20 protein-coding genes are annotated in these 22,987 nt (G+C 66.7%); 10 read left to right on the top strand and 10 right to left on the bottom strand.

The genetic code is table 11. From position 1 onward, the window contains the following. The first annotated feature begins 45 nt into the window (after positions 1–45). The 3 genes from LT974_RS07555 to LT974_RS07545 all read left to right on the top strand — a co-directional run bounded on the left by LT974_RS07555 (position 46) and on the right by LT974_RS07545 (position 3,112). Positions 46–1,602 (top strand): long-chain-fatty-acid--CoA ligase, encoded by a 1,557-nt coding sequence (locus tag LT974_RS07555; protein ID WP_232590149.1) that lies wholly within the window; start codon positions 46–48, stop codon positions 1,600–1,602. Positions 1,603–1,668: 66 nt separating this feature from the next. Then, positions 1,669–2,670, top strand: coding sequence for a TIGR04024 family LLM class F420-dependent oxidoreductase (locus LT974_RS07550; protein WP_232590148.1), 1,002 nt, complete (start codon positions 1,669–1,671; stop codon positions 2,668–2,670). A gap of 79 nt (positions 2,671–2,749) precedes the next feature. Continuing rightward, the gene (locus LT974_RS07545; protein ID WP_232590147.1) at positions 2,750–3,112 is read left to right on the top strand and encodes a hypothetical protein; all 363 of its coding nucleotides are present in this window, start codon (positions 2,750–2,752) and stop codon (positions 3,110–3,112) included. Here LT974_RS07545 and LT974_RS07540 read toward each other — a convergent pair whose 3' ends face one another. Both LT974_RS07540 and folP read right to left on the bottom strand, forming a co-directional pair. Continuing rightward, on the bottom strand, positions 3,113–3,790 hold the full coding sequence (locus LT974_RS07540) for a 6-hydroxymethylpterin diphosphokinase MptE-like protein (RefSeq protein WP_232590145.1): 678 nt from the start codon (positions 3,788–3,790) through the stop codon (positions 3,113–3,115). 131 nt (positions 3,791–3,921) lie between these two features. Continuing rightward, a complete protein-coding gene (gene folP / locus LT974_RS07535; RefSeq protein ID WP_232590143.1) occupies positions 3,922–5,085 on the bottom strand; it encodes a dihydropteroate synthase in 1,164 nt (387 codons plus the stop codon). Positions 5,086–5,201: 116 nt separating this feature from the next. Here folP and LT974_RS07530 point away from each other — a divergent pair, with 116 nt between their 5' ends. Together LT974_RS07530 and LT974_RS07525 are read left to right on the top strand one after the other, a co-directional pair. Then, complete coding sequence (locus LT974_RS07530; RefSeq protein ID WP_232590141.1) at positions 5,202–5,759, top strand: hypothetical protein; 558 nt, start codon at positions 5,202–5,204, stop codon at positions 5,757–5,759. Further along, entirely contained in the window at positions 5,752–6,468 is a 717-nt protein-coding gene (locus LT974_RS07525; RefSeq protein WP_232590139.1) for an RNA methyltransferase, read from the top strand. Before LT974_RS07530 ends, LT974_RS07525 begins: the two co-directional genes overlap by 8 nt. A 44-nt stretch (positions 6,469–6,512) precedes the next feature. Here the strand turns inward: LT974_RS07525 and LT974_RS07520 are convergent, their stop codons facing one another. Then, positions 6,513–6,965, bottom strand: coding sequence for a MaoC family dehydratase (locus tag LT974_RS07520; RefSeq protein WP_232590136.1), 453 nt, complete (start codon positions 6,963–6,965; stop codon positions 6,513–6,515). Positions 6,966–7,014: 49 nt separating this feature from the next. Beyond that, on the bottom strand, positions 7,015–7,947 hold the full coding sequence (locus LT974_RS07515; RefSeq protein WP_232590133.1) for a DMT family transporter: 933 nt from the start codon (positions 7,945–7,947) through the stop codon (positions 7,015–7,017). Positions 7,948–8,116: 169 nt separating this feature from the next. Between LT974_RS07515 and LT974_RS07510 the strand changes: the two genes are divergently transcribed. Then, complete coding sequence (locus LT974_RS07510; protein ID WP_232590130.1) at positions 8,117–8,602, top strand: Lrp/AsnC family transcriptional regulator; 486 nt, start codon at positions 8,117–8,119, stop codon at positions 8,600–8,602. Here LT974_RS07510 and gatE read toward each other — a convergent pair whose 3' ends face one another. Genes gatE through LT974_RS07495 form a run of 3 tightly spaced genes read right to left on the bottom strand, consistent with a single transcriptional unit; the run spans position 8,603 to position 12,473 of the window. Then, positions 8,603–10,471 carry a Glu-tRNA(Gln) amidotransferase subunit GatE gene (gene gatE, locus LT974_RS07505; protein ID WP_232590127.1) on the bottom strand — a complete coding sequence of 623 codons (1,869 nt, stop codon included), beginning with the start codon at positions 10,469–10,471 and terminating at the stop codon, positions 8,603–8,605. It abuts the gene before it with no gap. 53 nt (positions 10,472–10,524) lie between these two features. Beyond that, the gene (locus LT974_RS07500; RefSeq protein WP_232590125.1) at positions 10,525–11,991 is read right to left on the bottom strand and encodes a PH domain-containing protein; all 1,467 of its coding nucleotides are present in this window, start codon (positions 11,989–11,991) and stop codon (positions 10,525–10,527) included. Then, complete coding sequence (locus LT974_RS07495; protein WP_232590124.1) at positions 11,988–12,473, bottom strand: PH domain-containing protein; 486 nt, start codon at positions 12,471–12,473, stop codon at positions 11,988–11,990. The genes LT974_RS07500 and LT974_RS07495 overlap by 4 nt, the downstream gene beginning before the upstream one ends. A gap of 99 nt (positions 12,474–12,572) precedes the next feature. Here LT974_RS07495 and LT974_RS07490 point away from each other — a divergent pair, with 99 nt between their 5' ends. After that, complete coding sequence (locus LT974_RS07490; RefSeq protein WP_232590123.1) at positions 12,573–13,583, top strand: SGNH/GDSL hydrolase family protein; 1,011 nt, start codon at positions 12,573–12,575, stop codon at positions 13,581–13,583. Positions 13,584–13,646: 63 nt separating this feature from the next. Here the strand turns inward: LT974_RS07490 and LT974_RS07485 are convergent, their stop codons facing one another. Together LT974_RS07485 and LT974_RS07480 are read right to left on the bottom strand one after the other, a co-directional pair. Beyond that, positions 13,647–15,056, bottom strand: a complete 1,410-nt coding sequence (locus LT974_RS07485) for a class II fumarate hydratase (RefSeq protein ID WP_232590122.1) — start codon at positions 15,054–15,056, stop codon at positions 13,647–13,649. Between the two features lie 543 nt (positions 15,057–15,599). Beyond that, positions 15,600–16,904, bottom strand: coding sequence for an RNA-guided endonuclease InsQ/TnpB family protein (locus LT974_RS07480; protein ID WP_232590121.1), 1,305 nt, complete (start codon positions 16,902–16,904; stop codon positions 15,600–15,602). A gap of 162 nt (positions 16,905–17,066) precedes the next feature. On the opposite strand from LT974_RS07480, the gene LT974_RS07475 reads away from it, so the two are divergent. Further along, positions 17,067–18,134, top strand: a complete 1,068-nt coding sequence (locus LT974_RS07475; protein ID WP_232590120.1) for a Gfo/Idh/MocA family protein — start codon at positions 17,067–17,069, stop codon at positions 18,132–18,134. Positions 18,135–18,136: 2 nt separating this feature from the next. Continuing rightward, a complete protein-coding gene (locus tag LT974_RS07470; RefSeq protein ID WP_232590119.1) occupies positions 18,137–19,108 on the top strand; it encodes a sugar phosphate isomerase/epimerase family protein in 972 nt (323 codons plus the stop codon). A 3-nt stretch (positions 19,109–19,111) separates the two neighbouring features. Here the strand turns inward: LT974_RS07470 and LT974_RS07465 are convergent, their stop codons facing one another. Continuing rightward, positions 19,112–19,843 carry a sugar phosphate isomerase/epimerase family protein gene (locus LT974_RS07465; RefSeq protein ID WP_232590118.1) on the bottom strand — a complete coding sequence of 244 codons (732 nt, stop codon included), beginning with the start codon at positions 19,841–19,843 and terminating at the stop codon, positions 19,112–19,114. A 609-nt stretch (positions 19,844–20,452) separates the two neighbouring features. Here LT974_RS07465 and LT974_RS07460 point away from each other — a divergent pair. Continuing rightward, the gene (locus LT974_RS07460; protein ID WP_232590116.1) at positions 20,453–22,669 is read left to right on the top strand and encodes a glycoside hydrolase family 3 N-terminal domain-containing protein; all 2,217 of its coding nucleotides are present in this window, start codon (positions 20,453–20,455) and stop codon (positions 22,667–22,669) included. The last annotated feature ends 318 nt before the right edge of the window (positions 22,670–22,987 follow it).

The following is a 22,987-nucleotide window of genomic DNA, read 5'->3' as shown; positions in this document are numbered from 1 at the left end:
GAACACCAGTATTATTGATGGTAGACTTCCTTGGGCGGAGTAGCCGTGACGAATCTAGTCCGCCACATCGAGTCCGTCGTCGACGAGCAGCCAGCGCGACCCGCCGTCGTCTACGAGGACGCCGAGCTATCCTACGGGGAGCTCTGGGCCCAAACCGGGCAGTTCGCCGCCGCGCTCCGCGACGCGGGTGTCGAAGCCGGCGACGCGGTCGGCATCTACCTCCCGAACCTCCCGCAATTCGTCGTCGCGTTCCACGGCGCGCTCCGCGCGGGGTGTACGGTCGTGCCGATGAACCCCCAGTACAAGAGCCGCGAAATCCGACACCTGCTCTCGGACTCCGGGGCCGAAACGGTCGTCGCGCTCGCCGACGTCGTCCCGTTCGTCGAGCAGGTACGCGACGACACGAGCGTCGAGCGCGTCGTCACCGTCGGCGGCGACGCCGACACGGGAACGCCGTTCCGGGAGTTCCTCACCAGCGGCGACGACAGCGTCGCCGAGCGCGCGGACGACGACGTCGCCGTCCAGCCGTACACCTCCGGCACCACCGGGAAGCCGAAGGGGGTCCAGCTCACCCACCACAACCTCGCGTCGAACGCCGACCAGTCCATCGACATCGTCCCCGATGGCGTGCGGCCGTCGGACCGCAAACTCGGCGTGCTCCCGCTGTTCCACATCTACGGGATGACCGTCGGGATGAACGCCGCGCTGTTCGCGGGTGCGTCGTTCTACCCGCTGCCCGCGTGGGACGCCCAGGAGGCGATGAGCCTCGTCGCGGACGCCGACCTGACGCTGTTCGACGGCGTGCCCGCGATGTACAACGACGTCATCAACCAACCCAACGCCGAGGCGTTCGACCTCTCCTCGCTGCGCCAGTGTACAGTGGGTGGCTCCGGCATCCCCGTCGAGGTGCTGCGGCGCTTCGAAGAGCTCTACCCGGTGAAAATCTACGAGGGGTACGGGCTCACGGAGACCAGCCCCGTCACCCACTTCAACAGCCCGAACTGGGGGCGGCGCGTCGGTTCCATCGGGAAACCATTAGAGGGCATCGACGCGCGCATCGTCACCGCCGACTTCGAGGACGTCCCACCAATCGAGGTAGGGCCGATAGACGAAGATGACGTCGAGATGGACGACATCACGGGTGAGCTCGTCGTCTCTGGTCCGAACGTGATGAAGGAATACTCGGGACTTCCGGACGCCAACGAAGAAGCGTTCACCGAAGCAGAGGGAAAGCGCTGGTTCCACACGGGCGACCTCGGCTACCACGACGAGGACGGCTACTTCTACGTCGTCGACCGGAAGAAGCACATGATAAACACGGCGGGCTACAACGTCTACCCCCGCGAAGTCGAGGAACTGCTCTTCGAGCACGACGCCGTCGCCGACGTAGCTATCGTCGGGATTCCGGACGACCGCCGCGGCGAGACGGTGAAGGCGTTCGTCGTGAAAGCCCCGGACGCCGACGTGAGCGCCGACGACCTCAAGCAGTTCTGTCTGGACCGCCTCGCGGAGTACAAACACCCCCGCGAGGTCGAGTTCGTGGACGAACTCCCGCGCACGACCACGGGGAAAGTCCAGAAGTTCGAACTCGTCGAGGAGTAGGCCAACCCACCGCGGGTTGTCACGAGTTGACACAGATTTATGCGGCGAGGTGCGAAACCCGGAGTCGTGACCGCCCGCACCGTCCACCTGCCGGTCGCCGCACAGGATTCGCTGTCCGACGTCGTCGGCATCGGCGAACGTGCCGAAGAACTCGGCTACGACCGCGTCTGGTTCCCGGAGACGTGGGGCCGGGACGCCGTCACCACGCTGGCCGCGCTCGCCGACCGCACCGACACCATCGGCGTCGGCACCAGCATCGTGAACACGTACTCCCGGAGCGCCGCGCTCCTCGGGCAGACCGCCGCCACACTTCAGGAGCAGTCCGGTGGCCGGTTCCGCCTCGGCCTCGGCCCGAGCGGCCCCGCAGTCGTCGAGGGCTGGCACGGCCAAGAGTTCGGTAACCCCCTGAAGCGAACGCGCGAGTACGTCGAAGCCGTTCGACAAGTGCTGTCGGGCGAACAAGTCGACTACGACGGCGACGTCGTCCAGACCCGCGGCTTCAGGCTGCGACAGGACCCGCCGGAGCCCGTCCCCGAAATCGACATCACCGGCATGGGCCCGAAAGCCGTCGAACTCGCGGGCCGGTTCGCCGACGGCTGGCACGCGCTCATGTTCACGCAGGCGGGCTTCGAGGACCGCTACGCGGACCTCCGGCGCGGCGCGAGCCTCGGCAACCGCGACGCCGAGGACGTCCACACGACGTTCATGCTGCCGTGCTGTGCGCTGCCCGACAGCGACGCCGCCCGCGACCTCGCGCGCCAGCATCTCGCGTTCTACGTCGGCGGCATGGGGACGTTCTACCGGGATGCGGTCGCCCGGCAGGGCTACGAGGACGCCGCCGAGACCATCCACGGCGCGTGGCAGGACGGCGACCGCGAGCGCGCCGTCGCCAGCGTCTCCGACGACCTGCTGGACGCGCTGGCGGCCGCCGGCACGCCCGAGACGGTCCGCCAGCGCGTCGCCAAGTTCGCGGCCGTCGACGGTATCGACGCCATCGCCGTCTCGTTCCCACGCGCCGCCGACCGCGAGGTCATCGACCAGACGCTGGCGGCCGTGGCACCCGAATAACGCCTCGCACGCAGTCGAAGAGTTCGACCGTTCTTTGAGCTATCCGGCGTTCTTTACGTTCACTCTGTCAGGGGTGGGTATGGACAGTCGGAGCAAGCAGGTCGTGCTGATCGCGCTCGTCGGCGTCCTCGTCGCCACCGCCGGCTGTAGCGCACTCGGATTCGGGAGTTCGGCGACGACGAACGTCCTGCTCGTCAACAACGACGAGACGAGCCACGACGTCACCGTGGAAGTGCTGAACGACGGCGACAGCGTGTACAGCGAGGACGTGACTGTCGACGCCGAAACCGACGAGGAGCTACCGGCGTTCGAGGGGAGCGGCGAGTACGTCGTCGCCGTCACCGTCGACGGGGAGACGACCGAGCAGACCTACGAGTTCACCGGCGACGACACTGTCTCCATCGGCATCGCCAACGACGCGACCGTCACCGTAGGCGGGTAGCTACGGGAGCGCGTCGATGCCGTCGCGTCGTCCGTCGAGCACGCCGAACCGGTCGCCACGCCGGCGTTCGAGCCAGGACAGGAGGCGTTCGGCCCACGCCAGTTTCTGCGCTTTCTGGTCGCCGACCGACGGGTCCTCGAAGTCCCAGCCGGGGAAGGTCAGTTCCGCGGCGCCGAAGTGGTCCGCGAGGAACGCCGCGCGGTCGCCGTCCGTGAACCCCCCGAAGTTGTAGACCGCGTCCACGGGTTCGGCTTGCGTCGTGCCGAGGACGTGCGCGAGGTCGAATTTCGGGACGTGCTCGCGGACGGCGGGAACGTTGTCGCCGTGGGCGTGCGCCGCGACCGGCGTCCCCGATTCGGTGAGCCGGCGCGCAGTGTCGGGGTTCTTGTCGAGGTCGGTCACCATCAGGTCGACGTCGACGCCCGCATCGTCGAGCACGTCGACGGCGGTCGACGCGGCGAACACGACGTCTGCATCGGCTGCAACCGCGGTCTCGCCGGCCAGTGACGCTGCGCCACCGGCGATAGCGACCCGCTGGCCCGTGCAGTCGAGGCGCGTCAGGTCGAACGGCTCGGCGTACTCCGCGAGCACGTCTCGCGCGTGCTCGTCGGCGGCTCTGTCGAACCCGAAGTCGGCGAGTACCTCCTCGTAGACCGGCGCCCAGTCGGTGAAGTCCATGGCTGTCGCTACGAAGTCGAATAAATGAAAGGATTCCTGGTTCGAGCCGAGACGCCCCGCGAAGTACCCCTACCCAGCGGGGGTCCGGCTTCCAACCTCGGATTTAGGCCCCGCCGGTATAAGTTTTCCCGTTACGTGCGAGTCGACCACGCCGCTGTGAGTTCCCCCAGCACGCCGTCCGGGGATTCGAGCGCATCCGCGGCAGCCCGAAGCACGCTGATAGGGGCTGCGACGAACGCCGGGTCGTCCCCCGTGACGGCGACACCTTTGGCCGCCAGCACCGCGCGGTCGTCGCCGTCGAGGCCGTGTACCTCGTACGCGCGAGCGGCCGCGTCGCCGGCAGCATCGAGGTCGCCGTCCAGCCGCTTCACGTGGCGCTCAGCCTCCGCAACGGTCGTCACGTCCAATTCCTCGACGTGCTCAGCCTCGTAACGGTCGCGGCGGAACTCGTAGCCGATGAGCGCAGCGTCCCGCGTTTCGGCGACGTCGTGCGTACGGACGATGTGTGCGCCGCGCTCGACGGCCATCGACGTCGCCGCCAGCGAGACGGGCAGCGCCTCCTCCGTGGAGCGGTCGGCAACCTCGCGGAGGAAGTTCTTCCGATTGATTGAGACGAGGATGGGGTAGCCGTGCCCGCGGAACTCTCGGAGCCGGTCGAACGTCTCGCGATCGTCTGCGAGCGTCTTGTCCTCGCTCCACCCGCCGAACGCCGGGTCGACGATGGTCTTGTCCGTGAAGCCGTTCAGCGTGAGCGCGTCGTAGATGTCGTCCGCGTAGCTGCGGCTACGCTCTGGATTGGCGGCGCTTCGCGCCGCCCAGTCCACGTCCTCGATTGCACCGGGACGTTCGAGGTCCGGCGGGCTCGCCATCTTCACGACGGCCGCGTCGTGGGCCTCACAGACCTCGGGCATCTCGGGGTCGGCGAACCCGCAGATGTCGTTGACCATGTCGAAGCCACGCGAGAGCGCTTCGTCGGCGACCTCCGCGTACCGCGTCTCGATAGAGAATACGGCGTCGCTCCCGACGCGCTGGATGGTCTCGACGGCGGTGTCCAGCCGGTCGAGCTCCTGCTCGGGGGAGAGCACGTCGAACTTCTTGTTCGCGGATTCGAGGCCGACGTCGACGATGTCCGCGCCCTCGCCGACGAGCTCCTCGTCGACGTACGCGGCCGCCTCGTCGGGGTCGTCGAAGACGCTGGGGTCGTACGGCGATTCCTTCGAGACGTTCAACACGCCCATAATGCGGGGCGGGTGGTCGTCTCCAATCGGGAGCCCGGCGGCGTCGACCGTCTGCATGCCTCGAAGGCGGAACCCCTCGCCCAAAGGCGAATCGGTTCCGGGGCTCGCGGCCGCCTCCCGCGTGGCGGGAGCCTTCAGGCGACTTTTGTACGTCGGTCGCCTACGCGCCGCTAATGAGCAAGGTGAGCATCGGCTTCCGGGGGTGGCGCTTCGACGAGGACGAGGTCTTCGACGAGCACGGCGACTACCGGGACTTCGACGAGATGCCCGACGACGCCAGCGCGCGCCTGCAGCGGCTGCCGGCGCTGATGGACCGGCCGTGTGACGCCTGCTATCTCCTCCACGGTGACGACGACACGTCGCGGAACACGCCCGCTGCGGTGTACGGCGAACCCCGCGCGGAAGTCCTGCTGTGCGCCGAACACGAGGTCGACTTCTACTACTGGTTCCTCGAAGCCGGCGGCGAGCAGTACCGCGGCACCGAGGAATTCCAAGAGGCGTTCCGCGAGTGGTTCGCGGACGGCGAGCGCGCGCCGGAGTGGTACGACGGCCCCGAGCACGTCGCTACCGACCCAGAGCAGACGCCGAATCCGGACATCCCTGATCCCGAGATTCACAACGTCGAGTTGCCCGAGGACGAACAGGCCGGCATCGACCTTCGGCCGGAAATCGAGGACGCCGACGAGCTCGACCTCGACCTGGACGCCGACTACCCCACGAGCGATGAGTAAGCCAGACGTCGCCGTCGTGGACGCCAAGACCTCCGGCAACGTCGGCACCATCGCACGAGCGATGAAGAATTTCGGCTTCGAGGACCTCCTGCTCGTGGACCCGCCGTACCTCGGCCGGGACTCGGAAGCCTACGGCTTCGCGGGACAGGCCCGCGAGGACGTGCTCCCGAACGCCCGCGAACTCTCCTTCGAGGACCTCACCTCGGAGTTCCACACCGTCGGCTTCACCGCCATCACGAACGAGGACGCCACCAAGCACGTGCGGTTCCCGTTCCGCACGCCCGCGGAGCTCTCCGAGAGCCTCGCGGACGTCGAGTCGAACACGGCGCTGGTGTTCGGCCGCGAGCGCGTCGGCCTGACGAACGACGAACTCGCGCAAATCGACGAAGTGGCGTCGATTCCCGCCTCCCACGACTACCCGGTGATGAACCTCGGGCAGGCCGCCACCGTCGCGCTGTACGAACTCCGGGACCTCGCGATGAACGAGACCCAGTTGCCGGACGTCGAGCGCCACCGCGCCGAGGAAGAATCCATCGAGCGCTTCCACGACCACGCCGAGGACTTCCTCGCGGAAATCGACTACCCCGAGGAGAAACGCGACAAGGCGATGCGGATGCTCCGCCGCATGGTCGGCCGCACCCACCCGACGGGCCGGGAAATCAACACCGTCCTCGGGCTGCTGCGGCGCGCCGAGAACCAGATGGAGTAGGTAGCTACGCTACATATTGCGCCTATTCTTCGTTGTAGCGGTCGTCACCCGCTGTTCCGGCACGCGTACATCACGGTCGGCCGCATCTCCAGTTTGACCTCGCTGGCCTGGTTGGTGACGGTGTGGTTGAGCGTGACGAGGCCACGGGTAGGGTCGCTTTCGGAGCGCCGCATCTCCAGGATTTCGACGGTGACTGACAGCGAATCACCCGGGACCGTGGGGTTCGGCCAGCGGAGTTGCTCGATGCCGAGCGCGCCGAGGCCGGCGGCGTCGACGTAGTGGCCGTCGACGACGAGTCGCATCGCTATCGCGCACGTGTGCCAGCCAGACGCCGCGAGGTCGTCGAAATGCGACTCTTCGCGGGCGCGCTCGGGCTGGGTGTGGAACCACTGCGGGTCGTAGCGCTCGGCGAACTCCACAATTTCGTCCTCGGTGACGTCGTACGTGCCGAATTCGAGGACGTCACCCTCGTCGAGGTCTTCGAAGTAAACGGTCACGTCGGAGGGGTTCGAAATGGACCGCGTTAGCTGTTGGGGACGCTGCCAGCTAGTGGGAACGGACGGCATCGGCGGTGGTGACGGCCGCTTCGAAGAGGACGTCGCGTTCGAGCAGCGCGAACCCGAGGAAGATAGCCGCGAAGCCGGCGAGCGCCTGCGAGTCGACGACCTGCCCGAGCAGCGCCCACGCCATCAGCGCGGCGACGACGGGTTCGAGGTAACCGACGAGGTGGAGTTCCGCCGCGCCGATGCGGTCGAGCAGCTCGAAGTACAGCAGGAAGCCGACGCAGCCCGCGACCAGCGTGAGGTACGCGAGGCTGGCGAGCGCGGGGAGCGTCCACTCGACGCCCGCGAGGGATTCGCCGCGAGCGCCCGCGCCAATCCAGAGGACGCCGGCGCCGAGCAGCATCGCCCACGCTTCCATCGTCTCGACGGGGAGGTCGGTGGACAGCGGGCGCGCGAGGACGGCACCGAGCGCGAACGCGACGGCACCGCCGAACACGAGTGCGACGCCGAACAGGTCGGTGCCACCGCCGCCGGGGGAGGCGACGATGACGACGCCGGCGAATCCGGCGAGCAGGCCGAGGCCTTCGACGAGGTCGACGTCGCTGTCGAGGAGCACGCTCGCGAGACCGGCCGTGAGGACGGGCGAGAGGCTGACGACGATGGCGGCGATTGCGCCGGAGACGCGGAGCTCGCCGAGGTACAGCAACCCGTGGTAGACGGCGATGACGAGGAGGCCGGCGACGCTGACCGCGAGCCACTCCTCGGTGCCGCGGGGCCGCCAGCGGTCGGTGGCGTAGACGGCGTAGCCGAGAATGATGAGGCCTGCGAGGCTGTACCTGATGGCGGCGAACGAGAGGGCTGGCACGGTGTGCAGCCCGATTTCGATGGCTGGGAACGAAGTCCCCCAGATGGCGGCGAGCGCGATGAACATCAGGGCCGCAGGGGAGACGCCCAACCGGGGACGTCGGTAGCTCATGTTTCTACAAATAGCCGTAGATATATTAGAGTTTTCTTCAAAGAAGTCTGCGTTGATGAGTTACAAGGCAATATAACGGTCGTTCATTAGTGTCGATGTCAAACCTCTGCCGGGGAGGTTGTAGCCGACTCCCACAGGCTTATCCTCGCGCCTGTCGATGCCGACAGGCATGGACGAACGCGACGTACGCCTCCTGAAAGCCATCTCCGACCTCGGGACCGGCAGCCCCGAGGAACTCCACGAGGAGACCGACATCCCCGTCTCCACGATTCACTACCGCCTCAACAATCTCCGCGAGCAAGGCATCGTCGAGGACGACCTCTACGACCTCGACCTCGACGAACTCGGCCTCGGCGTGACTGTCGTCCTCGAAGTCCTGACCTCCTACGAGGGGAGCTACGAGGACGTCGGCGAGAAAATCAGCGGCGTCGAAGGCGTCACGCAGACGTTCTTCACGATGGGCGAGACCGACTTCATGGTGCTCGCACGCCTCCCGCACTCCGACGACGTCGAACGCCTCATCTCCGACTTCGAAGCCATCCCCGAAGTCGACCGCACGAACTCCACGTTCGTCATCGCCCGGCAGAAAGACACCCAGCGCCCGCTCCAGAGCTACGAACTGGAGACGCTTCTCGAAGAGTTAGCCGACGAGTAGCTACGCGCGCTTCTGAATCTCCTCGCGCAGCACCTCGCTGACGAGGTCGCCGTCCGCCTTCCCGCGGAGCGCGCCCATGCACTCGCCCATCAGCCCGGAGAACGCACCCATTCCTTCCTCCTCGACCTGTCCGCTGTTCCGCTCGACGACTTCCACGACTGCCTCGCGGACCTCGTCCTCGCCCGCGGAGCCGAGCCCGAGGTCCTCGGCGAGGTCGGCGGCCTCCCGGTCGGGCTGCTCGGCCAGCGCCGCCAGCAGCTCCGGAACCCCCTCCTGGGCGAGTTCCCCCTCCGCCACGAGGTCGAGCACGCCGCGGAAGTGGTCGTCGGTGAGATTCTCGACGGGTACGTCGTCGCGGCGCAACTCCGTCACCGTCGACTCCAGCGTCTGCGCAGCAAGCGTCGCATCCACGCCGGCCTCGACCCGCTCCTCGAACAGCGGCCACCGCCGACCGTACGCAACCTGCTCGGCGAGCCCCGCATCGAGGTCGTAGTCCTCCTGGTACCGCTCGACCTTCTCGGTCAACAACTCCGGCGGTTCGACCTCCGAGGGGTCGGGGTCGACGGGCGGCACGTCCGTCTCGGGGTACATCCGCGCCGCGCCCGGCAGCGGCCGCAGGTACTCCGACGTGCCGTCGTCGTTCGCGCCGCGCGTCTCCTCGGGGACGCCCTCGATGGCCGTCTCCGCGCGCTCCGCGACCGCGTCGATAGCGCCCGTCGCCACCGACGGCTCGTCCGCCACGATAGCGACCGCATCGTTCTCGCCCGCGCCGACTGCCTCGCGGAGGGCTTCGACTTCGTCCTCGGTGACGCCGTACGCCGGGAGTTCGTCAGTGTGGAAGATGCCGCCCGCGCCGTGGCGCTTGGCGTGGTCGGAGAACTCCGTGCCGAGCCGGCGGTCCGCCTGCAGTTCGCGGCCGACCAGCCCGTCGAAGCCGTACAGGGGGACCGCGTAGACGACGCCGTCGGCGTCCAGCGCACCCCGGATGACGCCCGACCCCGTCTCCGCGAAGACGTCGGAGACGTCCTGCGTGTCGCCGACGCTGGCGTCACGGTCCTGGAGTTCGTCGGCGACGTCCACGAGTTCGACCTGCCGCCGGACCTCCTCGCGCACGAGGTCGTCGATGTCGTCGAGGCTCTGGACGCCTTTCATTTCCACGCGCGCGCCCTCCGCGATGGAGACGTTGACGTCCTGGCGAATCGTCCCGAGCCCGCGCTTGACCTTCCCCGTCGAGCGCAGCAACATCCCGATGCGCTCGGCGGCCTCCAGCGCCTGCTCGGGCGTCGAGATGTCCGGCTTCGTGCCAATCTCGACGAGGGGGATGCCCAGCCGGTCCAGTGAGAACTGCACGCCGCCCTCGCGCTCCTCGACGCGCTGGGCGGACTCCTCTTCGAGCATCAGGTCCTCGATGCCGACGCTGCCCTCGCTGGTCTCGATTTCGCCGTCGTGGGCGACCAGCGTCGACCGCTGGAAGCCCGACGTGTTCGACCCGTCGATGACGACCTTCCGCATCACGTGCGCGCGGTCGACCGGGTCCATGTCCAGCAGTTGCGTGATTTCCAGCGCCGTGCCGAGGGCTTCCTCGTCGAGGCGGTGGGGTGGCTCGTCGTCCTCCTCGACGAGACACGTCGTGTCGTACGCGAGGTACTCGAACTCCCGTTCGACCTTGCTCTCTTCGAGGGCGGCCTCGTCAATCTCCCCGAGCTCCGAGCGCGTCGGGTGGAGGTAGCGCGTGAACGTCCGCTCGGCCGCCTCGGGCTCGCGGCGCTCTGTCGGGCACTCGCAGAACAGCTTCGTCGCCGTGTCCAGTTGCTGGTGGATTTCCAGCCCGGCGACGAGTCCCAGCTCGTCGTAGTCGAACTCGGTCATTACGTGGTCGTGTGCGGGCGAACGATAAAAAACCGTTCAGTCTGTCGTCCCGACTACTCCCGGTCACGCTCGTAGATGACGTCGAGGACGCGGTCGCGGACGGCCACCGCGATGCTGTCGGCGTCGTCCTCGTCGCGGTCCAGCGCCGCGGCGTCACCCGCCGATATCGAGCGCGAGCCGGCGGTGTCGAAGACGACCGTCGCGAGCCGCCAGCGCTGCTGGAAGACGGTCCGTCGCCGGATGACCGTCTGGATGCGGCGGTAGGGAACGATGCGCGTGCTGCGGTTCCAGAATCCGCCCTGCGTGACGACGTGGTCCGGGCCGACTTCGTAGCCGCGATGGCGGTGCGTGAGCCGCGCGGCGGGCCACGCGAGCGGGAGCAACACACTGGCGGCGTACCACGGGACGCTCGTGAGGAACTGGTCGACGAGGAACCCCGCGGCGACCACCGCGAGACCCACGAGCAGGTACCGGCGGACGTAGCGCTTGCGGGCGCGCTCGGGCGGCCGTTCGACCTCGAAGTCGTGGAACGGTTCGAGCGTCTGCGCCAGCGAGAGCACGTCCTCGCGGGGCGCAATCGGGATGGCTGCCTCCGAGCCGCCGCTGGGCTGGCTGCCGGGCGCGTAGCCCGCGGTCTCGACGGCCAGCGACGCGAAGCCGAAGCGCCGCATCAGGACGTTCTCCTCGACGGCGACGGTCTGGAGCTTCGACAGCGGAATAGTGCCGTCGTGCCGCGAGAGCAGGCCGCGCTCGTAGCGCAGGTCGTCGCCGACGCGGCGCAGCCGGAAGCCGTAGAACTGGACGATGCGCGCGACCGCCGACGCCGCCCACAGCGCGAGCGCAGCGACGAGAGCGAAGCCGACGACGGCGGCGATGCCGAGCCCGGACAGCGAGATGCGGTCCCCGAACGTGGGCGCGAGGAACGTCGCGAGCGCGACCACGCCCGAGGCCAGCCGCGGGTCGAACGAGAGCGCGCCGTACAGCACGAGGTCGCGGTCCGAGAGCTCGAACAGCGTCTCGCCGCCCGCCGACGCCGCGGCTTCCGCTTCCTCGGATTCGGCCTCTGCGCCCGCCTCCCGCTGTAGCGCGGCGCGCTTCGCCCGAATCGCTTCCTGCAGGCGGTCGGCTTCCTCGCCGCCGACGAACCGCAGGTTCGCCTCGGTGCCGCCGCCGCCCGCCGTCTCCACGTCGACCACCGCGATGCCGAGCAGGCGCGCGACGAACGACCGCGTGACGTCGACGTTCTGCACGCGGCGCAGCGGAATCTCGCGCTCGCGCCGCGAGAACACCCCCGAGGAAATGTCGAGGCTCTCGCCGGTGAGTTCGTAGTCGAAGCGGCGGTAGTAGGCCACCTCGTAGCCCGCGAGCCCGGCGAGCACCACGACCGCGAGCACGACGACGCCGCTGAGCAACACCGGATCGCCGCCCGCGAACGCGAAGCCGGCGAAGATGAACGCCCACACGATGCCGACGGCGCGCGAGACGACGCGGACGGGAATCGACAGCGGGTGGAGTTTCACACTGCATCCCCGGCGTCGCCGGTCTCGGGCTCGCTCTCGATTGCGAGGCGACGCAACGTCTCCTGGACGTCGTCGGCGCGCTCGGCGACCAGCCCGGGAATCGAGACGTCCGCCCCGCGCGACCCGGCGGTGTAGACGACGACGCTACTCAACCCGAGCACCCGCTCGATCGGGCCGCGGCGCGCGTCGACGTGCTGGACGCGCACGAACGGGACGGCCGTGCGGACGTTCACGAGCACGCCGCGCTCGATGTAGAGGGTGTCCTCGCGGACTTCGAACCGCCACGCTCGGTACCGGAGGACGGTGTGGACGGCACCGAGCACGAGGAAGGCGACGAACACGCCGCCGCCGGCGAGGAGCGGCGAGACGGCCACGCGGTCGACGACCCCCGTCACGACGGCCGCGACGGCGCCGGCGACGACGGAACCGACGAACACGCGGAGGAACCAGATGAGGCGGACGCGGGAGTCGAGTCGTTCCATGCGTCGGTCATCGAAACGCGGGTACAAGAAGGTGGGCGAGCCGAATCGACGAGACGGGACTCCGACACACTCACGTGAACCCCTCCAGACGAGGACCACATGGAGGGAGCGAACTATCCGTCCGTCTCACTGCACAACGTCACGGAGACGGTCCCCGCGGAGTGGGCCGACGGCGGCCACCGCCTCTGCCGCGTTCCCACGGCGGTGGGCGACGGCTTGAACGACATGGCCCGCGACCGCGTTCGCCACCCGACCGGCAGCGAGGTCAGGTTCGTCCCACACGCCGACGACGCCGAAGTCGAGGTGACGCTGTCCGCGTCCGAACCGACCGAGATTCACACGTTCTGGGGGGAGTTTCAGCCGTGGAAGCCGACCGACGTCGGCACCGAGCCCGAGACGCTGACGTTCAGCGTGCCCGAGCGACTCCGGGAACTCGCGTCCGACGACGAGACGGGTCGGTTCGACCCGCGCGTCTGCCGCATCCGATTCGACCGCCACCAGGCCATCGCCGTCCACGACGTCACCGGCGACTGCCGGCCACCCACATCTGACGAGCTCCCCGACCAGCGGTATCTCGCGTACGGAACGTCGATTACCGAGGGTGCAGCGGCGTCGGTCCCTCACACGGACTACGTCACGCACGTCGCGCGGAACTGCGGGTTCGACGCGCTGAACCTCGGCTGCTCCGGGTCCGCGTACTGCGAGACTGCGATGGCCGAACACATCGCCGCCCGCGACGACTGGGACGTGGCGACGCTCACCATCTCGGTGAACATGGCGGCCTCCGGTGGGTTCTCTCCAGGGGAGTTCCACGAACGCGCCGACACGTTCGTCGACACCATCGCGGCCGCCCACCCCGAGAAGCCGATTACGTGCGTGACGCTGTTCCCGTACTTCGACGACGTGACCGAATCGGGCGATGCCGAGCACGCCACGGCGTACCGGGAGACGTTGCGCTCCATCGTCGAGGAATCACCCCACGACAACCTCTCGCTCGTCGAGGGTCCCGAACTGCTGCCACTCTCCGGGCTGGCCGCCGACCTACTCCACCCCGGAGACCACGGCATGAAACGCATCGGCGACGCGCTCTCCCAGCGGCTCGAATACTGACACGGGTCCCGCCCAACTCACTTCGAAAAAATTTCGTTCGCGGTTCGCTGCCGTCCCGTGTCGTCAGTCGTCGCCCGAGAGGATGCCGCGGTGGGTCATCTTCTCGGGGTCGAGGACGTCCTCGGCTTCCGACTCGGAGAGGTAGCCCTTCTCGACGACGACCCCCTTGACCGACTTCCCCTCCTTGAGCGCGGCCTTCGCGACCTCGCTGGCCTTGTCGTAGCCGATGGCGGGGTTGAGCGCGGTCGCCAGCGCCATCGAGCGCTCGACCTGCTCCTCGCAGTACTCCTCGTTGGCTTCGAGCTTCGCCACGAACTTCTCCGCGAACGCGACGCTGGCGTTCGCGATGACCTTCGAGGATTCGAGGAAGTTGTGCGCCAGCACGGGCTTGTAGAGGTTGAGGTCGAGCTGGCCCTCGACGGCACCCGCGTTCACGGCGGCGTCGTTGCCGACGACCTGCTTGTGGACCTGATTGACGGCTTCCGCCACGACGGGGTTGATTTTCCCGGGCATGATGGAGGAGCCGGGCTGGTTCTCGGGCTGCTCGATCTCCCCGAGGCCGTTGCGCGGCCCGGACGCGAGCAGGCGGAGGTCGTTGGCGATCTTGTTCAGCGAGCCCGCGACCGTGCGGAGCGCGCCGTGGGCCTCGTTCATCGCGTCGTGGGCGGCTTGGGCCTCGAAGTGGTCGTCGGCCTCGCGGAAGGAGACGCCGGTCTCCTCGGAGATGTACGCGGCAGCCTTCTCGGGGAACTCGGGGTGCGTGTTGAGCCCGGTGCCGACCGCGGTGCCGCCGAGCGCGAGCTCCGAGAGGTGGGCTTTCACGTCGCGCACGCGCTCGATGCCTTTCTCGACCTGCGTCCGGTAGCCGCCGAACTCCTGGCCGAGGCGCACGGGCGTGGCGTCCTGGAGGTGCGTGCGGCCGGTCTTGACGACGCCGTCGAACTCGTCGGCCTTCTGGTCGAGGGCGTCGGCGAGCAGTTCGAGCGCGGGCTCGACGTCCTTCTCGACGGCTTCCAGCGCGGCGACGTGCATCGCGGTCGGAATGACGTCGTTGCTGGACTGGCCGTAGTTGACGTGGTCGTTGGGGTGGACGACGCGCGCGCCGACTTCCTCACCGAGAATTTCGGCTGCGCGGTTCGCGATGACCTCGTTGGCGTTCATGTTCGAGGACGTCCCGCTTCCGGTCTGGAAGACGTCGACGGGGAACTGGTCGTCGTGCTCACCCTCGATGACTTCGTCGGCGGCCTCGACGATAGCGTCGGCTTTCTCGTCGTCGACCAAACCGAGGTCGTTGTTCGCCTGCGCGGCGGCCTTCTTCACGACGCCGAGCGCGCGCACGAAGCGCCGCCCGAACGTGGCGTCCGAGATGGGGAAGTTCTCGACGGCGCGCTGGGTCTGTGCGCCCCAGTACGCGTCCGCTGGAACTTCGATTTCGCCGAGACTGTCGCGTTCGGTTCGGTAGTCGTCTCCCATACTCGGGGGGACGAAGTGCCGGCGCGTAAAACCCACCGAATCGGTTCCGCAGGGTAGACGGGGAACGTCACTTTGGTGCCCTGCGACCAGTCTTCTCCGGAGAGACAGGCAGCACGAACCGGAGAATCACCAGATTGATATAATAGATATAAAAATTATGTGTTCGGGATTCGCGGATATGCTGATGACTACGTTGAGACACTACCACCACGCCCCAATATTCGGATTTTAGCGAGTATTAGGCCATAGTTCTCAGTTATTGGGGGGTTCGGTAGCAGAACGAGAGCCAACCTCGAACGCCACCTCGAACCGAACCTCTCCATTCGTGATTCGGTGTTTTAGTAGGCCTAATGGCCCTATATTGTGCTGTTTCATCGTTCCTATTCCAAGTGATAGCAGTCGATTGTGCGGCAATCGATAGAAACTATTTGTATTTAGGTAGGTCCAGAGAAACATCAAAACTCATTCTCTAATCTACGTCGGTTCGCGTGCGCTATCGAGTGCGCGTGGCCGACAGAAGCGAAGCCAGTGAACTACCCCACCCTACTCGCTCGCCGCTGATGCGGCTCGTTCCTTGAGGGTGGGGCTTCCTGTGTCAACGACGGCACTTGCAGGAACCACGTCCCGGTGACGGGTTCCCACAGCGGCGCCAGTCTCAGCAGGCGTTGATTCGGCCAGTTCCTGACCTAATCCAGCAGAATCCGTAACCACTCCCAGCTCAAGCAATCCAAGTCGCTGCACCTCAAGCGCAGCGTTCTCGTCACGATCCGTCTCAAATCCACACGACGGACACGAGTGCTCGCGCACCCACAACGGTTTCTCGGATTCCACACCACACCGCACGCAGCGCTTCGTCGTTCCCTCCGGTGGGACTAGGACAACGTGACAGCCGTTCTTCTCGCCGAACCGTTCGAACGCTTGCATTGTTTCGTACCACGACATCGCGGCGATGTTCCGACTGTTCCCGGTCTGCTGCAGCATGCTGCCAACATCAAGGTCTTCGAGGAACACTGCGTCGAACTGTTGCGTGTACGCGTTAGCGAGCGCTTCCCGGTATGCTCGCCGCCTGTTCGACAACCGTTCGTACGCTCGCGCTAACCGCTGCCGCGCCGTGTTCCAATTGTTTGAGTCGTATTCTTTCCGCGAGACAGCCTGGTGCTGTTTCTCGACACGCTCGCGGTCTGCTTGCTCATCTATGGGAGCGAACGCTCGACCGTCTGAGTCGTGAATGAACTTCGTTATACCGAGGTCAATCCCAACCGTCTCTTTGACGTCGATGTCTTCGACGGCGGGTTTCTCGGGGTAGTCGGCATCATATTCAACCATGATGCTGACTGTCCAGTCGCCCGTTTTCTGCTTTTTTAGGATGACCTCTTTGATTGTGGCGTCGGCTGGGAGTGGCCGATGATACGTCAAGTGGAATGTGCCGATTTTCGAGAGTGCAACCGTTGCGTGGTCAGTCCGGCCCGTGTTATGATCCACGTCGAAGCCTTTCTGGTTGTACGTGATGCTGCGGTACTCTCGCGGCGATTTCCACTTGAGTTCACCAACATCGAAGCCGCGTTCCGTTAGCGAGTCGAGAACACGTTCGCTGTGTTTGATGCGGCGGACAGCCATCTGCAAGCACTTCGAGTACACCTCGCTCCACGCCGGCCAGTTCCGTTTCCAGTCCGGCAGTTTGTTCTGCATCGTTCGATACGATGGTTTATCACCGTCAGAGGCGGGTTTGTACACTTGTGTGAGTGCGTGGTTGTAGACTTCACGGCACGTCTGAATGTGACTCCACGCACTCTCAGCAGTGGCCGCATCCGCAGGTTCGGCAGCGTATTGGAACGCTTCTTCGACCACTACCACACGATACGTGAATACGTAACTTGAAGATTCGGAAATCACTACTTGAGCAGACGGCTGTATCCCCGCCCTACTACGCTCCTCGTTTACTGCGGTGCTCGTTGAGGACGGGGACTTAGCCTCCAAACTATTAACACCGCGGTTGTGAGTGAATGACGTATGCGAAGAGGTGACTCTCCAGTACGCGTCGGTATCGTCGGCCTCGGCAACATCGGCCACCACCACGCTGAACGACTGACGGACCTCGGCGAGACGCTCGTCGGCGGCGTCGACGTCGTCGAGGAGGCGCGCGAGCGCTTCGCGGACGAGTACGGTGTGCCGACGTTCGAGACCTTTGACGAACTCGACGACGCGGGCGTCGACGCAGTCATCGTCACGACGCCGAACGCGTACCACGAGCAGTACGCCGTGGCAGCGCTGGAGGCCGGCGCGGACGTGTTCTGCGAGAAGCCGCTGGCGGACACGCTCGACAGCGCCGAGCGCATCGCGGACGCCGCGCGGGACGCCGACGGTTTCTGCATGGTCGGGTTCAACAACCGCTTCCTCCCGGCCGCCGAGGTGCTCAAGGAGTCCATCGACGACGGCCAACTCGGCGACGTGACCCACGTCGAAGCCAACTACGTCCGGCGGCGCGGCGTCCCCGGTCGCGGCGGCTGGTTCACGACGAAGGACGTCTCCGGCGGCGGCGCGCTGGTCGACATCGGCGTGCACGCAATCGACCTCGCGTTGCACTTCCTGGACTTCCCCGAAATCGTCGAGGTGTCTGGGCAGACGCGCTCGGAGTTCGGCACGCGCGAGGACTACACCTACCTCAGCATGTGGGGCGACGACGCCGAGGAGGTCGCGTTCGACGTCGACGACCACGCGACCGCGTTCGTCCGCACCGCAGACGGGCGGACGCTGTCCTTGGAAGTGGCGTGGGCGGCGAACCGCCCGCCGAACAACGACTTCGTCGTCGAAGGGACGGAGGGCGGGGCGACCTTCGACCGGAACGACAACGCCCTCACGCTCCACGAGGTCGGCGACGGCGGCGCGGACCACTTCCGCGATACCAGCGTCGAGACGCGCGACGAGGACGCCCACGCGCTCGAACAGGAGTACTTCTTCGACGCCGTCCGGGAGAGCGAGCCGGTCGAACGCAACACGGTCGAACAGGCGCTTTCGGTACAGCGCGTCATCGACGCAATCTACCGCTCGGCCGAAGCCGGACACGCGATAGCACTCTAATCATGGACATCGGCGTACTCACCGTTCCGTTGCACGACGAATCGCTCGACGACGCCCTCGACTACGTTGCGGACCTCGGGGTCGACGCAGTCGAATTGGGCTGCGGCGGGAGTCCCGGCGACGCCCACCTGCCGCGCGAGCAGTACCTCGACGACCAGGCCGCACAGGCCGAGTTGCAGTCGACGCTCGACGACCACGGCCTCCGCGTCTCCGCGCTCGCGACGCACAACAACCCGCTCCACCCCGACGACGACCACGCCGCAACAGCCGACCGAGAGCTCCGCGAAGCCATCGAGCTCGCGGCCCAACTCGGCGTGGACACGGTGACGACGTTCTCGGGGCTGCCGGCCGGCGGCCCCGACGATTCGGTTCCGAACTGGATTACGGCACCGTGGCCCACCGAGCACGCCGACGCCCACGAGTACCAGTGGGAGGACGTCGCGATTCCCTACTGGACCGAGATTGCGGCGTTCGCGACCGACCGCGGCGTCGACGTTGCCATCGAGATGCACCCGAACATGCTCGTCTACGAGCCCCACGGCATGCTCGAACTCCGCGAGCGGACCGGCGACGCCATCGGCGCGAACTTCGACCCGTCGCACCTCTACTGGCAGGACGTCGACGTGCTCGAAGCCATCCGCTTCCTCGGCGAGCACGACGCGATTCACCACGTCCACGCCAAGGACACGAAGGTGTACGACGCGAACGCACGGACCAAAGGCGTCCTCGACACGACGCCCTACGACGAGGTCGAAGAGCGCTCGTGGCTGTTCCGCTCCATCGGCTACGGCCACGGTGAGGACCACTGGAAAGACGTCGTGTCGACGCTCCGGATGGTGGGCTACGACGGCGCGCTCTCCATCGAACACGAGGACGCGCTGACGAGCAGCCGCGAGGGCCTCGAGAAGGCCGTCGACGTGCTCCAGCGCGCCGTCTTCGAGACCCAGCCCGGCGACGCCTACTGGGCTGAATAGGGCCTACCAGTAGGTGTCGACGACGTCGGCGGCGTAGTCGAGTGTCGCGTACGAGTCCGGGTGCTCTTCTGCCTCGTAGACGAGCCAGTCGACGTCGGCGTCCCGGACGGCATCGACGGTCGCGGCGATGTCGAGGTCGCCCTCACCGACTTTGACCGTCTTGCCGGCGGCCGCGTCGTAATCCTTGAGGTGCACGAGGTCGATGCGGTCGGCGTACGTCTCGAAGACGTCCAGGGGTTCGTAGCCTGCGGCGCCGACCCACCCGAGGTCGATTTGGTAGCCGACGCCGTCGGCCGCGTCGAGGAGCGCGTCGATTGCGGGTGCGCCGTCGAGGTCGGTAAACTCCTGGTCGTGGTTGTGGTAGTGGAGGTCCAGACCGTGCTCGGCGAGGTCGTCCGCGGCAGCCGCGAGCCGTTCGCTCGCGACAGTCGCGGCGTCGTCGGACGCGAAGTGCTCGGGGTCGAGCCACGAGACGGCGACGGCCTCGCAGCCGAGGTCCCGGTACGTCTGTGCGACGCCCTCCGGGTCGGTTTCGAGGTCGCCGAGCCCGACGTGCGCACCAGCAGCGTCGATGCCAGCGCTGTCGAGGGCCGCGTTCAGTTCGTCAGTGGTCGCGTCGTCCAGCCCGGCGAATTCGACGCCGTCGAAGGGCGTCTCGCCGACGCGTTCGACGACGGCCGGCAACGGGTCGTCGACGGCGTGCAGGCTGTACAGTTGGAAGCCGAACTGTGTCACGTCCCGACGGTGTCAGCCGACCACCATAAGCTTCGGGCATCACCAGCCGGTGGTGTTCAGATAAGGATTCATCTGAACACAGCTTCAGCCGGCGAATCAGCCGGTTCCCTGGTGGTCGCCGGGAGAGCAACGCGCTCCCGAGGCCTCGGAAATCGGGGATTTCCGGCGGATTGAAAGGGCGAGGCGCGCGTGGCGGCTTCGCCGCCACGTTTTGCGGCGGTCGGTACAGCCGACCGCCCACTCGGCGAACCCCGGCGTTCGGAAGACGCGACGCGTCTTCCGCAGTCGACCGAGAGACGCCGACGGCGTCTCTCGGGATGACGAGAGGACTTCGTCCTCTCGAACCACCCATCAGAACCCGACGGGTTCTGAGGACGAAGTAAGCACGTGAGCGACCAGCGGGAGCGAACGCGCGCAGCGAGCCGCGGGAGTGTCGTGAGTGCAACGAACGAGACCACGGGAGACGAGCATAGCGAGTCTCCCGACGGTCGAGACCACCGAGGGCGTTCAAAACGCAACGTCGTCTCCGCTACTTTCGTCTGCTTATCTGAACACCGCCGGTGCTTCGACCCCGCGTTTTTTGTAGCGGAGGGGGAAACTGTGTTGTCGATGAACGCCGACGACGAGCGACCCCCGTACCGACAGCCGGAGCTATCGGTCGAGGAACGCGTCACCGACCTGCTCGAACGGATGACCCTCGAAGAGAAAGCCGGCCAAGTCGTCGGGACGTGGTGTGGCCACCTCGACGACGAACCGACCGACCTCGCGGACGTCAAGCGGATGATTCGGGACTACCACGTCGGCGTCGCCGCGCCGTTCGGGTGGGGTGACGCGCTCAACGAGCAACTCGACGACGTGGTCGACGCCGTCAACGAACTCCAGGAGTACGCCATCGAGGAGACGCGACTCGGCATCCCGCTGCTGTTGAACGTCGACGCCGTCCACGGGAACGCCTACGTCGCGGGGTCGACGGTGTTCCCGAACGCGCTCGGCGCGGCCGCGACGTGGGACACGGACGGCGTCGAAGCCGCAGCGGACGTGACTGCGACGGAGGTGCGCGGCGTCGGCGCCCACCAGAACTACTCGCCGACCTGCGACGTGGCACGCGACCCGCGCTGGGGCCGTACGTTCGAGACGTTCGGCGAGAGCCCGCGGCTGGTCGCGGAACTGGCGGCCGCGAAGGTCCGCGGCTATCAGGGCGACGGTATCGGCGACGAGGATTCGGTCGTCGCGACGGCCAAACACTTCCCGGCGTACGGCGAGCCCGTGCGCGGCGAGGACGCCTCCCCCGTGGACGTCTCAGAGTACACGCTCCGGAACGTCTTCCTGCCGCCGTTCGAGGCGGCCATCGACGCCGGCGTCGAGTCCATCATGCCGTCGTACAGCTCGATTAACGGCGCGCCGGCCCACGGCTCCCGTGGGTACTTGACCGACCTCCTGCGCGACGAACTCGGGTTCGACGGGCACGTCGTCTCCGACTGGAACGGCGTGCGACACCTCCCCGACGACCACAGCACCGCGGCCGACCGCCGCGACGCAGTCCGGCAGTCCCGCGAGGCCGGCGTCGACGTCGCGTCCGTCGGGCACACCGGCCACGCCGAACACCTCGTCGACCTCGTGCGGGACGGCGACGTCGACGAGCAGCGACTCGACGAGAGCGTCCGCCGGGTGCTCGGCGTCAAGTTCGAGCTGGGCGTCTTCGAGGACCCGTTCGTCGACGAAGCAGACGCGCGCGACACGGTCGGCAGCGACGACCACCGTGACGCTGCTCGGGACGCTGCACGGGACAGCATGACGCTGCTGAAAAACGACGGCCTGCTCCCACTGGACGGCGACGAGGACGTGTTCGTCGGCGGTCCGAACGCCGACGACATCGTCCACCAACTGGGTGGCTGGAGCATCGCGAACGACGAGAACGTGCTGGGCGAGACGGTGCTCGACGCCGTCGCGGAGCGCACGGACGGCGACGTCACCTACGAGCAGGGCGCGACGCTCGACGAGGCGTTGGACGTCGACGCCGCCGTCGAGAAGGCCGCCGACGCGGACGTCGCCGTGCTCGCGCTCGGCGAGGGCTGGTACCTCCACGAGTTCGGGCCGCAAGCGCAGGCCGGAATCGAGACGGGTGAGTGGCCGACGCGCTCGGAACTCGGGCTCTCCGACGCCCAGCAGGAGCTCGCGCGCCGCGTGCACGAAACCGGGACGCCGGTCGTCGGCGTGCTGATTACGGGACGCCCGCTCGCCGTCGACTGGCTGGACGACAACGTGCCCGCAATTATGCTGGCGTACTTCCCCGGGACTGAGGGCGGGCACGCCGTCGCGGAGACGCTGTTCGGCGACAACGACCCGAGCGGCCGGCTCCCAATTTCGGTGCCCGAGTCCGCGGCGGACCTCCCCCAGCGGTTCAATTTCCTCGCGCACCCCCGGCCAATCGGCGACGACGAGCACCCCGACTCCTACGACCCGCTGTACGAGTTCGGCCACGGCCTGAGCTACACGTCCTTCGAGTACGACGACCTGCGCGTCGACGCCGCCGAACGCGAGGGCGACGTGGACGTGTCCGTGACAGTCCGGAATACGGGCGACCGCACCGCGACGGAGACGGTGCAGGTGTTCGCGCGCCAGGAGACGAGTTCGCGCGTCCAGCCCGACCGGAAACTCGTCGGCTTCGAGCGCGTCGACGTCGACCCCGGCGAAGCCATCGAGGTCGCGCTCTCCGTGCCCGCCGAACACTTCGGGTTCTACCAGCCCCACGGCGGCCACGTCGTCGAAGCCGGCACCTACCACGTGTTCGTCGACTCGCTCTCGACCTCGTTCGACCTCGACTGAACCGCTCGCCCTCGTCTCGGTCGCGGGCCCGTTTTCGAGTCGATTCTTCGTTCTTCCGACGATTGCTACAGCGTTTCCAGTAGTAATTCTATGTAAGCACACTACTACGATATAGAAATACTCTCCAAAGCTGTTGTGTAGGCAGATACTGAAGTCGTCTCTAAACAGGATAGCTGCTCAATTACGCTGGTTTTGTGGTATGATAGACAAACATTCTATGTGATTGAATATTTACCTTCGGCTTTTAATAGTTCTCGAATAGAGCACGAATACGGACACATCGACTAGCTACCTTGCTGCTTCGCCCGGATAGAATAA

The organism is Halobacterium noricense, from assembly GCF_021233435.1.
Classification (GTDB): Archaea; Halobacteriota; Halobacteria; order Halobacteriales; family Halobacteriaceae; genus Halobacterium; species Halobacterium noricense.
The sequence above is the reverse complement of the archived record's forward strand: the minus strand, read 5'-3'. Positions and strand labels throughout refer to the sequence as shown.

Bases quoted from the DNA above. Each gene is read 5' to 3' on its own strand.
- LT974_RS07530 (WP_232590141.1), top strand. From the start codon at position 5,202: ATGAGCAAGGTGAGCATCGGCTTCCGGGGGTGGCGCTTCGACGAGGAC.
- LT974_RS07515 (WP_232590133.1), bottom strand. From the start codon at position 7,947: ATGAGCTACCGACGTCCCCGGTTGGGCGTCTCCCCTGCGGCCCTGATG.
- LT974_RS07510 (WP_232590130.1), top strand. From the start codon at position 8,117: ATGGACGAACGCGACGTACGCCTCCTGAAAGCCATCTCCGACCTCGGG.
- LT974_RS07540 (WP_232590145.1), bottom strand. From the start codon at position 3,790: ATGGACTTCACCGACTGGGCGCCGGTCTACGAGGAGGTACTCGCCGAC.
- LT974_RS07470 (WP_232590119.1), top strand. From the start codon at position 18,137: ATGGACATCGGCGTACTCACCGTTCCGTTGCACGACGAATCGCTCGAC.
- LT974_RS07525 (WP_232590139.1), top strand. From the start codon at position 5,752: ATGAGTAAGCCAGACGTCGCCGTCGTGGACGCCAAGACCTCCGGCAAC.
- folP (WP_232590143.1), bottom strand. From the start codon at position 5,085: ATGCAGACGGTCGACGCCGCCGGGCTCCCGATTGGAGACGACCACCCG.
- LT974_RS07545 (WP_232590147.1), top strand. From the start codon at position 2,750: ATGGACAGTCGGAGCAAGCAGGTCGTGCTGATCGCGCTCGTCGGCGTC.
- LT974_RS07490 (WP_232590123.1), top strand. From the start codon at position 12,573: ATGGAGGGAGCGAACTATCCGTCCGTCTCACTGCACAACGTCACGGAG.
- LT974_RS07495 (WP_232590124.1), bottom strand. From the start codon at position 12,473: ATGGAACGACTCGACTCCCGCGTCCGCCTCATCTGGTTCCTCCGCGTG.
- LT974_RS07475 (WP_232590120.1), top strand. From the start codon at position 17,067: ATGCGAAGAGGTGACTCTCCAGTACGCGTCGGTATCGTCGGCCTCGGC.
- gatE (WP_232590127.1), bottom strand. From the start codon at position 10,471: ATGACCGAGTTCGACTACGACGAGCTGGGACTCGTCGCCGGGCTGGAA.
- LT974_RS07460 (WP_232590116.1), top strand. From the start codon at position 20,453: ATGAACGCCGACGACGAGCGACCCCCGTACCGACAGCCGGAGCTATCG.
- LT974_RS07485 (WP_232590122.1), bottom strand. From the start codon at position 15,056: ATGGGAGACGACTACCGAACCGAACGCGACAGTCTCGGCGAAATCGAA.